Annotated in this window: 11 protein-coding genes; 6 read left to right on the forward strand and 5 right to left on the reverse strand. The window is 65.2% G+C overall.

What is annotated here, in order from left to right; translation table 11 throughout:
• Positions 1 to 241 precede the first annotated feature (241 nt).
• The gene (locus tag DFK10_RS06810; protein ID WP_109387926.1) at positions 242 to 532 is read left to right on the forward strand and encodes a CHASE2 domain-containing protein; all 291 of its coding nucleotides are present in this window, start codon (positions 242 to 244) and stop codon (positions 530 to 532) included.
• Positions 533 to 893: 361 nt separating this feature from the next.
• On the opposite strand, the gene DFK10_RS06820 is transcribed toward DFK10_RS06810, so the two are convergent.
• The 3 genes from DFK10_RS06820 to DFK10_RS06830 all read right to left on the reverse strand — a co-directional run bounded on the left by DFK10_RS06820 (position 894) and on the right by DFK10_RS06830 (position 5,652).
• On the reverse strand, positions 894 to 3,602 hold the full coding sequence (locus DFK10_RS06820) for a cation-transporting P-type ATPase (RefSeq protein WP_109387928.1): 2,709 nt from the start codon (positions 3,600 to 3,602) through the stop codon (positions 894 to 896).
• Positions 3,603 to 3,669: 67 nt separating this feature from the next.
• Positions 3,670 to 4,944 (reverse strand): hemolysin family protein, encoded by a 1,275-nt coding sequence (locus DFK10_RS06825; protein ID WP_109387930.1) that lies wholly within the window; start codon positions 4,942 to 4,944, stop codon positions 3,670 to 3,672.
• 138 nt (positions 4,945 to 5,082) lie between these two features.
• Positions 5,083 to 5,652, reverse strand: a complete 570-nt coding sequence (locus DFK10_RS06830; RefSeq protein ID WP_109387932.1) for a YcbK family protein — start codon at positions 5,650 to 5,652, stop codon at positions 5,083 to 5,085.
• Positions 5,653 to 5,991: 339 nt separating this feature from the next.
• Here DFK10_RS06830 and DFK10_RS06835 point away from each other — a divergent pair, with 339 nt between their 5' ends.
• From DFK10_RS06835 to DFK10_RS06850, 4 genes are read left to right on the forward strand one after another with little or no spacing between them, the layout of a single operon-like run.
• Entirely contained in the window at positions 5,992 to 7,599 is a 1,608-nt protein-coding gene (locus DFK10_RS06835; RefSeq protein ID WP_109387934.1) for a L,D-transpeptidase family protein, read from the forward strand.
• Between the two features lie 28 nt (positions 7,600 to 7,627).
• Positions 7,628 to 8,689 carry a UDP-3-O-(3-hydroxymyristoyl)glucosamine N-acyltransferase gene (locus tag DFK10_RS06840; protein ID WP_109387936.1) on the forward strand — a complete coding sequence of 354 codons (1,062 nt, stop codon included), beginning with the start codon at positions 7,628 to 7,630 and terminating at the stop codon, positions 8,687 to 8,689.
• Between the two features lie 60 nt (positions 8,690 to 8,749).
• Positions 8,750 to 9,013 (forward strand): acyl carrier protein, encoded by a 264-nt coding sequence (locus tag DFK10_RS06845; protein ID WP_109387938.1) that lies wholly within the window; start codon positions 8,750 to 8,752, stop codon positions 9,011 to 9,013.
• A complete protein-coding gene (locus DFK10_RS06850) occupies positions 9,010 to 10,224 on the forward strand; it encodes a beta-ketoacyl-[acyl-carrier-protein] synthase family protein (protein ID WP_109387940.1) in 1,215 nt (404 codons plus the stop codon). The genes DFK10_RS06845 and DFK10_RS06850 overlap by 4 nt, the downstream gene beginning before the upstream one ends.
• A gap of 57 nt (positions 10,225 to 10,281) precedes the next feature.
• Here DFK10_RS06850 and DFK10_RS06855 read toward each other — a convergent pair whose 3' ends face one another.
• On the reverse strand, positions 10,282 to 10,884 hold the full coding sequence (locus DFK10_RS06855; protein ID WP_217810086.1) for an invasion associated locus B family protein: 603 nt from the start codon (positions 10,882 to 10,884) through the stop codon (positions 10,282 to 10,284).
• A gap of 444 nt (positions 10,885 to 11,328) precedes the next feature.
• On the opposite strand from DFK10_RS06855, the gene DFK10_RS06860 reads away from it, so the two are divergent.
• A complete protein-coding gene (locus tag DFK10_RS06860; protein WP_109387944.1) occupies positions 11,329 to 12,879 on the forward strand; it encodes a helicase HerA-like domain-containing protein in 1,551 nt (516 codons plus the stop codon).
• Here DFK10_RS06860 and DFK10_RS06865 read toward each other — a convergent pair.
• A complete protein-coding gene (locus tag DFK10_RS06865; RefSeq protein WP_109387946.1) occupies positions 12,876 to 14,165 on the reverse strand; it encodes an HlyC/CorC family transporter in 1,290 nt (429 codons plus the stop codon). The genes DFK10_RS06860 and DFK10_RS06865 overlap by 4 nt on opposite strands.
• Between the last annotated feature and the right edge of the window lie 31 nt (positions 14,166 to 14,196).

Here is a 14,196-nt window from a genome sequence, read left to right on the forward strand (position 1 = left end):
ACATCGAAACCGGCAACGGGAATGGAAACGCCAACGGGAACGGAAATGGAAATGGGAACGGCAACGGCAATGGCCGTGACACCCCGAACCGTGGTGGCAAGACCGAGGGTGGGTGAAACGTCGCCCAGCCAAGGCCTGCCTTTGGATGCGCGCCAGCTGAGGCCCCTGCATGGTCGGCGCCCGTCTGATGCGATAGGCGTGTGACGCAGCAACCGAGACGCACCGTGGGAAAGGAATAGCGATGCGCAAGTCGGTCCTTTTGCTGGGTTTGTCGCTGGTGATGGCTCTTGTGGCGATCCGGGCCGCCGATCCGCTGCCGGTGCGGTCGCTGCGTTTGGCCTATTTCGACTACCTTCAGCTGTTGTCCCCGAGGGAATACCAGGACCTGCCCGTTCGGGTGGTCGATATCGACGAGGCCTCCTTGTCAGAACTCGGCCAATGGCCGTGGCCGCGCGACCTGTTGGCACAGCTTCTGGACCGGCTTTCCGAGTATGGGGGTGGGCATATGCGCCGGGCTGGGCCGGTTCTATGATCAGATCCCGCAGCGCCGCGCGGATTTCCTCAGGCCGCATGAGGCCTGACCGTCATGCCGAACCCCGTGGGCTGACCTGTGCGGTTGCCGGGTGCTGTGCATTTTCGGAAAGCCGGCAGGTCACTGTGCGCATGATGGCAAGGCCGAAGCTCGGGTCTTCGAATTGCAGCCGCATGAAGCGCACCTTGTCGATGGTATAGACAACGGTCTTCTCGATGCAGCGGGCTGTTGCGGTTCGGGTCCTGTCATCCGTGAAGAACGCGATTTCGCCGAGGGTTTCATCGGCCGCTCATATCAAGGGGGGGAACCGAGCGAACGGATAGCGATGCATGGTGCAAGGTTGACCGGAATGCGGGGGTGGTCAGCGCTGGCGAATGGCGAGGCGCATGTGTTTCTCCACCTCGACCAGCGCGAAAAAGACGCCCCCGGTTGCCACGATCAGCATCCCGTCGAACAGGGGCACCGGATGGGTGCCGAAGATCGCCTGGAGCGGTGGCAGATAGGTGATGGCGAATTGCGCCGTGGCGATGACCAGGACACAGGCCCAGATAACAGGGGTGCCCTTCGCCGCCTGCCAGGTCAGCGACGGTCCGTGCAGGTTGCGGATGAAGAACAGGTAGAAGATTTCCAGAACCACCAGCATGTTCAGCGCCATGGTCTGGGCCAGGGCCAGCGGATAGCCGCGGTCAATCGCATAGCTGTAGATTCCGAACACGGCGACAAGGAACAGCGCCGAAACCAGCACCACCTGCCAGACCAGCCGACCCGACAGCAACGGCGCATCACGCGGGCGCGGCGGGCGGCGCATGGTGCCCGGTTCCGTCGGTTCGAATGCAAGTGCCAACCCCAGTGTTCCGGCGGTGATCAGGTTGATCCAGAGGATCTGCACCGCCGTGACCGGAAGCGCCATGCCCAGCAGCAGCGCCAGGATGATCGTTGCGGCCTCGCCGAAACTGGTGGGCAGGGTCCAACTGATCACCTTCTTGATGTTGTCATAGACCGTGCGCCCTTCGCGGACCGCTGCTGCGATCGAGGCAAAATTGTCATCCGCCAGCACCAGGGCCGCCGCCTCTTTCGCCGCCGTGCTGCCTTTGCGGCCCATGGCGATGCCCGCATCCGCGCGCTTGAGGGCCGGGGCGTCGTTGACGCCGTCGCCGGTCATGGCCACGGTCAGCCCGCGTGACTGCAGCGCTGTCACGAGCCGCAGCTTGTGCGCCGGAGAGGTGCGTGCAAACACGTCTGTCTGCGCGGCCGCCTCGACCAGCGCGGCGTCATCCATCAGGGCCAGTTCAGCCCCGGTCAGAACCGTTTCGGCATTGCGCAGGCCGATCTGTCCGGCGATGGCGCGGGCGGTTTCCGCGTGATCGCCCGTGATCATTTTCACCCGGATCCCGGCCGCATGGCATTCGGCGACGGCACTGATCGCCTCGGGGCGGGGTGGGTCGATCAACCCGACCAGACCCAACAGGGTCAGCTTCCCCTTCAGCGAATTCTGATGCAGCGAATGGTCGTGACCGGGGGCCTCGGCCTGCGCCAGCGCGATGACCCTTTGCCCCCCCGCGGCCAATGCTTCGACCTCTCTGTGCCAGGCCGGGCTGTCAAGCGGTTCGGTGCCGCCATGGGCCGAGAATTGATCGGCACAGAGCGACAGAACGGCCTCGGGTGCGCCCTTCACCAAAACCGCCTGTTCTCCTTGCGGGGCCTCGACCAGAACGGCCATGAACCGATGAAGCGCGTCGAAGGGGATCGCGTCACGCCGGGTCCATCCGGGGAAAGGGTCATTGCCGTCGCCGGTGATCCTGCCGGCCAGCGCCAGCAAAGCGCCTTCCATGGGGTCGCCCGCGACCTGCCAGCCGGCGGTCTGGTCACGTTGCAACTCGGCGTCGTTGCACAAGGCGGCAACGCGGGCACAGTCGGCCACCAGGTCGCGAGGCGCCCGCGCGTCCGGACCGGCGGTTTGCCGGATCTCGCCGACGGGCGCATAGCCCTCGCCCGTAACGGTGTAATGCGCCCCGGCGAGCGCCAGCGACGTGGCATTCATCTCGTTGCGGGTCAGGGTGCCGGTCTTGTCGGTGCAGATCACCGACACCGATCCCAGGGTCTCGATGGCTGGAAGCCGGCGCACGATGGCGTTGCGCCGGGCCATGGCCTGCACGCCCACCGCGAGGGTGATCGTCAACACCGCCGGCAGGCCCTCGGGAATGGCCGCAACGGACAGGCCGACAACGGCCATGAAGAGGTCGGAAAAACCCATATGGCCGACGAAGTATCCGTAGGCCAGCAGCGTGGCAGCGACGATGAGGATGAACAGCGTAAGCCATCGGGCGAAACGGTCCATCTGCTCGACCAGCGGCGTGGTGAGCGGTTCGACGGTGGACAACATGCCGCTGATCCGGCCGATCTGGGTCTCGGCGCCCGTGGCCGCGACGACACCGCGCCCGGTCCCGGCGGCGACCAGCGTTCCGGAGAACAGCATGCCGACCCGGTCGCCCAATGCGGCATCCTGGGCCACCGCGTCGGTCCCCTTGTCAACGGGTGCAGATTCGCCGGTCAGGATCGCTTCTTCGGCGCGCAAGCCATGGGCCTGGATCAGCCGCATATCGGCGGGCACGCGATCCCCGGCCTCGACCAGCACGATGTCGCCCGGTACCAGTTCGGCGGCATCGACGCTCTGGCGGCGGCCGTCGCGCAGCACGGCAGCGGCAGGGGCCAGCATGTCGCGGATTGCGGCCATGGCCTGCTCGGCGCGACCCTCCTGAATATATCCGATCACCGCGTTGACGAGGACCACCGCCAGGATCACCCCGGTATCGACCCAGTGCTGCAAGGCGGCGGTCACCACAGCCGACCCGATCAGCACGTAGATCAGGACATTGTGGAAATGTGCGAGAAAGCGCAGCAGCGGGTTGCGCCGAGCGGGCTGGGGCAGGCGGTTGGGGCCGTGTTGTTCGAGGCGGCGGGCGGCCTCGTTCGCGCTCAGGCCCTCGCGGTGTGCCGCCAAAGCCTTCAGCGCGCCCGCACCGGTCAGGGTATGAGGGGCGCGTGGTGCAGTCTCCTGGCTGTCGGTCATGGGCTGCCTCGCATGGTGGGTGCTCGCGTCACTATAGCAGCCGCCGGGGTCGCGCGGATGATCCGTGTCAAACCGGGATACGTGTGACGATCAGCTTGTCGATGCGGCGGCCATCCATGTCGACGATCTCGATACGCCAGCCTTCGACCTCGATGTCCTGACCCTCGATGGGCATGTCGCCGAGCCGTGACAGCACCAGCCCGGCCACGGTGTCGTAAGTCGGCTCCAGTTCCAGGGCGAGGCCCAGCCGGTCGCGGAACTCGTCCACTGGCATGGCGCCGGACACCACCAGCGACCCGTCGGCCCGGTGGATGAATTCTGGCGGGCGCTCCTCGGGTTCGTCAAAGCCGCCGGCGATCGCGCCCAGCACGTCCATGGGGGTGACGACCCCCTTGAAATGGCCATGTTCGTCATAGACCAGCACCATGTGGCTGAGCGATTGTCGCAGCCGGTCGATCACTTCGAGGGCGGGCAGGCTTTCAGGAATAACCGGCCCCGGGCGGGCGAGGGCGGCGGCGTCGAAACCGGACGCCGTGCTGTCGAGGATGTCGCGGCTGTGCAGGACGCCGATGATGTCGTCAGGGCCGCCCTGGCGCAGGGGCAGGCGAGAATGGCCCGATGTCCGGAACCGCGCGAGGATCTGGTCGCGGCTTTCACCGACTTCGGCGATCTCGACATCCGGGCGCGGGGTCATCAGGCCGCGTGCCCGCCGGTCGGAAAACCGCATGACACCCCCGATGAGGTCCTTTTCGGCGCGGTGGATGACACCGGCGCCGGCCGCCTCGGACAACATGTACCGAATATCCTCGTCGCTGACCGGCGCCTCCTGCCGGTCGGTCTGGCCCAGCAGCCGCAGCAGCAGGCGCCCGGATCTGTCGAGCACCCAGACCACGGGACCGGCGATGCGCGACAGAACCAGCATGACCGGGGCAACGCGCGCGGCGACTCTTTCCGGGGCGGCCAGGGCGATCTGTTTGGGAACAAGCTCGCCCACGATCAGGGACAGGTAGGTGATGGCGATGACGACAAGCCCGACACCGACTTCGTCCGCAAAACGTGCCGGCACGCCAAGGGCGGGCAGGTATTCGGCCAGCCGCACACCGATCGTGGCCCCCGAAAAGGCACCGGCCAGCACGCCGACGAGGGTGATACCGACCTGAACGGTGGACAGGAACCGCCCCTGGTCATCGGCCAGGCGCAGGGCGATGCGCGCGCCTTGCGACCCTTTGGCGGCGTCGGCCTCCAGCCGGGAACGGCGGGCGGCGACGACGGCCAGTTCCGACATGGCCAGGAAGCCATTCAGGCAAACGAGGCAAAGAACAAGCAGGATTTCAAGAAACATGGCGCGACCCCGGCTGATATGCTGTCCCAGATAGCGACCGAAGCGCCGCCTTCAAAGCCGCTATCGGTCGGACAGGCCGAAAAAAAACCCGCGCAGCGGGCTGCACGGGTCGGACCTTCGACAGGGTGCGCTGTGCGGTCAGCGGCCCCAGCTGCGGACGGGGCCGCAATCCATGTGAACGAAATTCGAGCCGGTATAGCGCCCGACACCGCCGGCGCGGCAGGCCTGGGCGGCCCGCGCCATTTGGCTGACCGAGCGGCTGTCGAGCCTCAGGTCGGCGGCTTGGCCTTGCATGTGGAGTGAATTGCGCGCCACGCCGGACGACCGGCGGCGCAGCATGGCGTTGGTCTGTGGCGAACGGTATCCCGACAACAGAAGATAGGGCTCGTTCACGTCCATCAGGTTATGAGCGGCGGCCATGATGTCGATGGTCCGGGTGTCGATGTTATGGGTCTGTCCGTTGCGCCAGTCGCGCATGAAGCGTTCGACCTCGGCCACGGCCTCGCCGATATATTCGCCTTCGATCCAGTAGATCGTGTCGATGCGTTCGCCGGTGCGCCCGCTATACATGCGCAGGCGGCGGATATCGCCGCTGCCGCGCAGGAACCCGGCCGCATTGGAAAAGGTAGGAGCCGCGGTGATGGTGGTGGCCGCGAATGCACGCAGCAAGCCGCGCCTCGTGATGCCCGAAGAGCTGTCAGTCGTCATGTTAGAGCGCCTGTCCCGTCGCTTGTGTCACCGACTTGTGCCGGTTTCTCTGCTATCTCATCCCCAGATGCATAATTTCTATGCCACAAATCGATTCGCGGACCAACCCCCGCGGGGCCGTTCCTGAGGGACAAGGTGAAAATCGGCAGATTTTTGCGCAAAAGGTCAGAAAACCCTGACTTGTGGCCTTGATGCCGCGCTGACCAATCTGGCAAGCGCAACGCGGCAACACCATCACCGTGGTGTCGCCAGCTTGCGAGATTGTGAGTAGACTCGGTGATGGGAAGGGTGAACACACTGATCTCGATCAATAAACGTCCGTTTTATCTGAGGAATATCATGTCGGTGCTATCTGCAAATCGTTTCAGCCTCTTTATGGTGGCGTTGCTGGGGTTCGTCGTCACGATGCTTTCGGCGCCTGCTGACGCCCAGGTGACCGCCTTCCGCCAGGCCGTGGCCGAGAACGCGGCCCGGGATGAGGCGCTCGCCGAATTCTACCGTGCACGCGATTTCGAAGGCATCTGGACCGGCACGACCAGTCGCGACCGGGCGCGGCGCAACGCGCTTCTGGGGGCCTTTGCCGATGCCGGCGATCATGGCCTGCCGACAGCGGATTACGACCCCGACCGGATCATGGCGCAGCTTCAAGCGGCGGACACGCCCGCCGAAAAAGGCGCGATGGAGGTCTATCTTAGCCAGCTTTTCCTGCAATATGCCCGTGATGTGCAGACCGGCATCCTGCGCCCCGGCGCGGTCGTTTCCGCGATCAAGCGCGACGTGCCCTATCGGGGGCGGCTGGCCCTGATCACCGCCTTCGAGCGGTCCAGCCCGGCCGGGTTCCTGGCGTCGCTGCCGCCCAGTTCGCCGGAATATGCGCGCCTGCTGCGTGAGAAACTGCGCCTAGAGCGGCTTCTGGCCGAAGGCGGATGGGGCGCGCCGGTGCCTGGCGGGCGGCTCGAAACGGGGGCGTCCGGGCCTGCGGTCGTGGCCCTGCGCGACCGTCTTGTGCGCATGGGGTACATGAATCGCAGTGCCACCCAGGTCTACGACGCCGCGATCCAGGCGGGCGTGCAGCGGTTCCAGCAGGCCCATGGCCTGAACCCCGACGGCATCGTGGGCGAGGGCACGCTTCGTGCAATCAACGTGCCTGCCCAGACACGCCTGCAAAGCGTGATCGTCGCCATGGAGCGCGAGCGCTGGATGAACCGCCCGCGCGGGTCGCGCCATATCTGGGTGAACCTTACCGATTTCCACGCCATCATCATGGACAACGACAACCCGACTTTCGTGACCCGCTCGGTCATCGGCGCCCGCGACAGCGACCGCCAGAGTCCCGAGTTCTCGGATGTCATGGAATTCATGGTGATCAATCCCAGCTGGTATGTGCCGCGCTCGATCATCACCAAGGAATACCTGCCGATGCTCCAGCGCAATCCCAACGCGGTCAGCCATATCGAGATCACCGATAGCCGTGGCCGGCGCATCAACCGGGGCGCGGTCGATTTCAGCCAGTATAACCGCAGCAACTTCCCCTACTCCATGCGCCAACCGCCCAGTCGGGGCAATGCGCTGGGGCTGGTGAAATTCATGTTTCCGAACCAGTACAACATCTACCTGCACGACACGCCGGCCAAGAACCTGTTCAGCCGCCAGACCCGCACCTTCAGCCATGGGTGCATCCGCCTGAACGATCCGTTCGAATTCGCCTACGAGCTGCTGTCGCGCCAGACCAGCGATCCGCAGGGCTTCTTCCACAGCCGCCTGGACACGGGCCGCGAGACCCGCGTGGACCTGGAAGATCCTGTGCCGGTGCATATCGTTTACCGGACCGCCTTTACCCATACGACGGGCCAATTGAATTTCCGCGAGGATGTCTATGGGCGCGATGCCCGGATCTGGCGGGCGCTGGCCAATGAAGGGGTGGCGGTTCGGGCCATCGGCGGCTAATCCTGACCCCGAGCGAAGGGGGGTCGTCATGCGCCACAGCCTGAAAGAGATTGCCGCGTCGCTGGGGGCAGAGACCCTTGGCGACGCGTCGCTTGTGGTGGACCGGCTCGCCGAACCGGGCGAGGCGGGGCCAGCCGACCTGGCCCTTGCGGTGACGCCGAAATTCGCGGACGAGCTGACCGCCAGCCGGGCGCGGGCCGCCGTGGTCTGGCCCGGTGCGGATCTGGCCGCGCTGGGGCTGGACGGGGCCATCGTAGCGCCACGCGGACGGTTTGCCATGGCCGGGCTGACAGCGCTGCTGGACGATGATTCGGCGTTTCGGGGCCTGACGGGGCAACATGCCAGTGCGGTGATCGATGCCAGCGCCAAGATCGCGGAAGACGTGGTGATCGGGCCATTCGTGGTCGTCGGTCCGGGCGTGGTGATCGGACCCGGCACGCGGATCGGGGCGCATGTCAGCATCGGCGCTGAAACCAGGATCGGCGCAGGGGCGACACTGCATGCCGGCGTGCGGATCGGCGCGCGGGTGCGGATCGGTGACTGCTTCATCGCCCAGCCCGGCGTGGTGGTCGGTGGCGACGGCTTTTCCTTCACCAATGCCGGTCCGTCCAACGTGGAACGCGCGATGCGCCAGCGCGGCGATGCGCCGCTGGACCCGCCGGAGGACGGCCGGTGGCACCGCATACATTCTCTGGGCGGGGTCGAAATCGGCAATGATGTCGAGATCGGCGCGAACAGCACCGTGGATGCGGGCACGATTCGTGCCACGCGCATCGGCGACGGCGTCAAGATCGACAACCTCGTTCAGATCGGACACAACGTGGTGCTGGGGCCCGACTGCCTGATCTGTGCCCATGCCGCAATTGCCGGGTCAAGCGTTCTGGGACCACGGGTGATCCTGGGCGGCAAGTCCGGGGTGGCCGACAACCTGACAATCGGACGCGACGTGGTTGCGGGGGGCGGCGCGGTGATCCTGTCCAACATTGCTGACGGTCTGTTCGTCAGCGGCCACCCGGCCAAGCCCACCCAAGCGCATCGCGCCGAACAGAAAGCCCTGCGGCGCCTCGTCCGCGGGCCGGAGCGTGAATAACGGTTCCAATCGGCCCTGCTAGGCACTAAATCCACCGCAGGGAACCGCCAAGAGGACATCATGAGCGACGCAATCGCCGACAAGGTCATCGCCATCATTGCCGAGCAGGCCATGCTGGAGCCCTCGGACGTGAAATCCGAGCACACGCTCGAAGACCTCGGTATCGACAGTCTTGGCCTTGTCGAAAGCATCTTCGCCATCGAAGAGGCCTTCGATATCTCGGTGCCTTTCAATGCCAATGATCCGTCCGCGAGCGATTTCGACATCTCGTCGGTCCGGTCCATCATCGACGCGGTTGCGAAGCTGGTGAAGGATCAATCGTGAGCCACCGGGTCGTCATCACCGGGGCCGGCACGATCAACGCCCTGGGCCACGATGTGCCCGCCACGCTGGAGGCCATGCGTGAGGGGAGATGCGGCATTGGCCCGCTGGACATCCGCGACGTGGACCGGCTGGCCGTGAAAATTGGCGGGCAGGTCACGGGGTATGACGAACATGCCCATTTCAACCGCCAGCAAATCTCGCTTTATGATCGGTTCACGCAATTCACCCTGCTGGCCGCCCGTGAGGCGCTTGGCCAGGCGGGGCTGTCCTTCTCGGGGGATATGGCCGACCGGTCCGGCGTGGTGCTGGGCACGTCGGGCGGCGGGCTGAACACGCAGGATGAAAACTACCGGGCGGTCTACGAAGAAGGCAAGAACCGGGTGCATCCCTTCATCGTGCCCAAGCTGATGAACAACGCCGCCGCATCCCATGTCAGCATGGAATGGAACCTGCGCGGGCCGTCCTTTACCGTGGCCACGGCCTGTGCGTCGTCCAATCACGCTATGGGGCAAGCCTATCAGATGATCCGCTCGGGCATGGCCGACGTGATGATCACCGGCGGGTCGGAATCCATGCTGTGCTTCGGGGGCGTCAAGGCCTGGGAAGGGCTGCGGGTCATGTCCAAGGATGCCTGCCGCCCCTTCAGCGCGACCCGCAATGGCATGGTTCAGGGCGAGGGGGCGGGCATTTTCGTCTTCGAACGGCTGGATCACGCGAAAAAGCGCGGCGCCGAAATCCTGGCCGAAGTGGCGGGGTTCGCCATGTCCTCGGACGCCTCGGATATCGTCATGCCCTCGAAACAGGGTGCGGCGCGGGCGATTGCCGGTGCACTGCGCGATGGCGGGATCGACCGGGGGCAGGTGGGCTACATCAATGCCCACGGAACGGGCACGGCGGCCAATGACAAGACGGAGTGCGCCGCTGTGGCGGATGTGTTCGGGGCGCAGGCGGACAAGCTGATGCTCTCTTCGACCAAGTCCATGCACGGCCACCTGATCGGCGGCACTGGCGCGGTGGAATTGCTGGCCTGCATCATGGCGCTGCGCGACGGTGTGATCGCGCCAACCATCGGCTACGAGGAATTCGATCCCGAATGCGCCCTCGATGTCGTCCCGAACGAGGCCCGTGAGGCCCGCGTCGAGGTGGCCTTGTCCAACGCATTCGCCTTCGGTGGGCTCAATGCCGTGCTGGCCCTGAAAAAGGCCCCCTGAAACGCGAAACGCCGCCCCGGTGTGGGGCGGCGCCATTGATGATACCCGTTTTACGGATCAGAGCGCGTCGAAGGCCGCGGTGAAGCCGGACAGGGAAATCGTCAGGATGACCTCCTGGTCGGGGGCCGCGAAGGGCACTAGGCGCAAGGTCGCGGCGGCGCCGGCCTTGAACAGCCCGACGTCCTCGGCGGTGAAACCGACCCGTGCGATGCAACCGCCCTGGTTGCAGGTCGAGAACTGGAAGCGCCGGGCGGTGCCGCCATCGACCCGCAGGGTCAGTTGTTCGGTCAGCAGCGTGCCAAGGGGGGCGACGATCGTGGCCCCCGCGGCAGCCTGCCCCTCGGGAAGGCTGACCATGGAGATCTCGGCCACGTCATTGCCTTCGTCATCGGAAAGCAACTGGTAGATCTGGCAGGGGTCGTCACCCTCTTCCGTGCGCAGGCAGCGCACGACCCAGTCGCCATGTTCCTCGCGGACATATTGCTGGCCGACCTGTGGCTCGCCGGCGACGGGGTTGCCGTCTTCATCGACCGGGGTGCCCATGTCGAGTTCGGCGGCGGGATCCTGTGCCTCTTCGGTGGCGGTGTTGTCCTGCGCCGTCGCGGGCAGACCGAGCATGGCCAACACGGCGGCAAGCGGAAGGAGTTTCTGAAAGGTCATGTTTGCGTCCATTTCATTGTGGTCGACCACCGCCTAGCACGGATCGACCCGACTGTCAGACCCAATTTGCGCCCGAAAGCACCTCGGCAAGGCCTTGCCCAGTCGGTGCGCGCACACACTATGGCCCTGTTTTCAAAAATGAAAAAGGGCCCTTTCGGACCCTTCTCCATTTCTCCCTGTCGGACTTGGCCGACTTATCGTGGGGGACGCTACGAAAAGCCAAGGCCTCCGTCAACAGGCAAATGCGACAATCCGTCATGGGCCCCATTCCGTCCCGTGATGGGATGCAGAAAAAAGCCGCGCCCGGGGGCGCGGCAAGTCTGACAGGGAGGAATGCCCACGCCACGGGAGGACCGATGCGGCGGGACGATTAGAGACTGGCACAGAAGGGTTAAGAATGTATCTTGACCGGGGCAACCGGGCGTGATCGCGAAAGGACAGGGTATGGGCGAAGGGGTTTTCATCGGGGGCGGCGGCGCGGGTTATGCCACGCCGCAACAGCTGCTTTTGAAATATGCAAACCGGCATGGCCTGATCGCCGGGGCCACCGGGACCGGCAAGACCGTCACCCTGCAGATTCTGGCCGAGGGCTTTTCGGCGGCCGGGGTTCCGGTCTTCTTGTCGGACGTCAAGGGGGACCTGTCTGGTCTCGCCAAGTCCGGCTCGGCTGATTTCAAGCTGCATGACGCCTTTGCCAAGCGCGCGAACACGATCGGGCTGGACCTGACATATTCCGACACGCCCGTCACCTTCTGGGATCTTTTCGGCGAACAGGGCCATCCGATCCGGACCACCGTGGCCGAGATGGGGCCGCTCTTGCTGTCGCGCCTGATGGGCCTGTCGGAGGCGCAGGAGGGTGTGCTGAACGTCGCCTTCCGCGTGGCCGATGAAGAGGGACTGCCGCTTCTGGATCTGGAAGACCTGCAATCCCTGCTGGTCTGGGTCGGCCAGAACGCCAAGGCCCTGTCGCTGCGCTATGGCAATGTCGCCACCTCGTCGGTGGGCGCGATCCAGCGAGAATTGCTGGTGCTGGAAAACCAGGGGGGCGACAGGTTGTTCGGGGAACCGGCGCTTGAGCTGTCCGACATGATGGCCACGGCACCCGATGGGCGGGGCCGGGTCAACGTGCTGGCTGCCGATACACTTATGGCGAACCCGTCGCTTTACGCGACCTTCTTGCTGTGGCTGCTGTCCGAGCTGTTCGAGGAACTGCCCGAGGTGGGCAACCCGGACAAGCCGAAGCTGGTCTTCTTCTTCGACGAGGCGCATCTGCTGTTCGACGACGCACCCAAGGCGCTGGTGGACAAGGTCGAACAGGTGGCGCGGTTGATCCGGTCCAAGGGCGTCGGCGTCTATTTCGTCACGCAGAACCCGGCGGATGTGCCCGAGGACGTTTTGGGCCAGTTGGGCAACCGGTTTCAGCATGCCTTGCGCGCCTTTACGGCGAAGGACCAACGGGCGCTGAAACAGGCGGCCGAGACCTATCGGCCCAACCCCGATTTCGACACCGCCGAGGCGATCACTCAGGTCGGCACCGGCGAGGCGGTGACCTCGATGTTGCAGGAGAAGGGTGTGCCGGGGATCGTCGAGCGCACCCTGATCCGTCCGCCCTCGTCGCAATTGGGGCCGATCACCGCCGAGGAACGTGCGGCGATCATGGCCGCCTCTGCCATCGGTGCGAAATACGACACGCCGCTTGACCGGGAAAGCGCGTCCGAGATGCTCGCCGCGCGGGCCGAGGCCGCGGCAAAAGCGGCGGAAGAGGCCGAGGCGCAAGCGGCCAAGCAAGAGACCGAAGAGCGCGAGTTCCGCAATGCCCGCCGCTATGACGGTGGCAGCCGCACCGGCGGGGCGTCGCGGCCTTGGTCAACCCGCCACCGCCATGATGACGGGATCGGCGAAAGCATCGCCAAGGTGGTGGTCAAGGAACTCAAGGGCACCACGGGCCGCCGCATCGTGCGCGGCATCCTCGGCGGGTTGTTCAAGGGGCGCTAGAGGCGGCTGATCCGCAGCTCGCTGACGCGGTTTTCCTCGCGGGCCGTGACTTCGAAGCGGAAGCCGTGGAAGGAAAAGACCTGGCCGGCGGCCGGGATCATCTGCGCCTCGTGGATGACCAGCCCGGCGATGGTGTTGGCCTCGTCATCGGGCAGCGACCAATCCATCGCGCGGTTGAGGTCGCGGATGGTCATCCCGCCATCGACGGTCACGCTGCCATCCTCGTCGGCGACGAAGTCATCCTCGTCATCGGTGTCGAACTCGTCGGTAATCTCGCCGACGATCTCTTCGAGGATATCCTCCAGCGTGATCAGGCCCTGAAGCGAGCCGTATTCATCCACCACCAGCGCGAAATGGGTGTGCCGGGCCAGGAATTTGCGCATCTGGTCGTCAAGCGAGGTGGTTTCGGGGATGAAATAGGGTTCCATCGCCACGGTCATGATGTCGAAGGCCTGCAATTCTTCCGGGTCGATGCGCCCGTCGCCCAGCATCCGGTGCATGGCGCGCAGCAGGTCCTTGGCGTGCAAGACGCCAACAATGTTCTCGGGCTCGTCCCGGAAGAGGGGCAGGCGGGTGTGCTTGCTGTCCAGCACATGGGACAGGATATCCATGACCGGCAGGCTGGCGTCGATCATCTCGATCTCGGAGCGGTGGAGCATGATTTCCTCGACCGCGCGGTCGCCGAGGTCCAGCGCGCCAAGGATCCGGTCACGGTCTTCCTTCTCGACCACGCCCTCGGAATGGCCCAGCTGGATCGCGCCGGCGATCTCGTCGCGCACGGCAAGGATGTTGCTGTCGGGGTCGGCCTTGACGCCGAAGATCCGCAGCACCCCCCGCACCAGAAGCCGCACCGCACCGACGATCGGGGCAAACAGGGTGACGATCACCGAGATCGGCGCCGAGGCGATACCGGCGGCCTTCTCGGCATTGGTGATGGCATAGGTCTTGGGCAGCACCTCGGCAAAGATCAGGACCAGCAAGGTCATCACGAGGGTTGCCATGGCCACGCCGCTTTCGCCGAAGGCACGGGTGAACAGGGCCGTGGCCAGCGAGGTGGCGAGGATGTTGACGAGGTTGTTGCCCAGCAGAACCGAGCCGATCAGTCGTTCGCTATCCTCGGTGATCGTCAGGGCGCGGGCCGCCCCCTTGTCGCCCTTGTCGGCATTCGAGCGCAATTTCCCGCGCGAGGCGGCGGTCAGCGCGGTTTCGGAACCTGAAAAGAAACCCGAAAGCACCAGCAGAACGGCGATGGCGCCCGCGGTGGTCCAGAAAGCGGCGTCGATCATGAAAGGTATTCCTGTTGCATTCACCCGTTAT

Source organism: Salibaculum griseiflavum (assembly GCF_003129565.1).
GTDB lineage: Bacteria > Pseudomonadota > Alphaproteobacteria > Rhodobacterales > Rhodobacteraceae > Salibaculum > Salibaculum griseiflavum.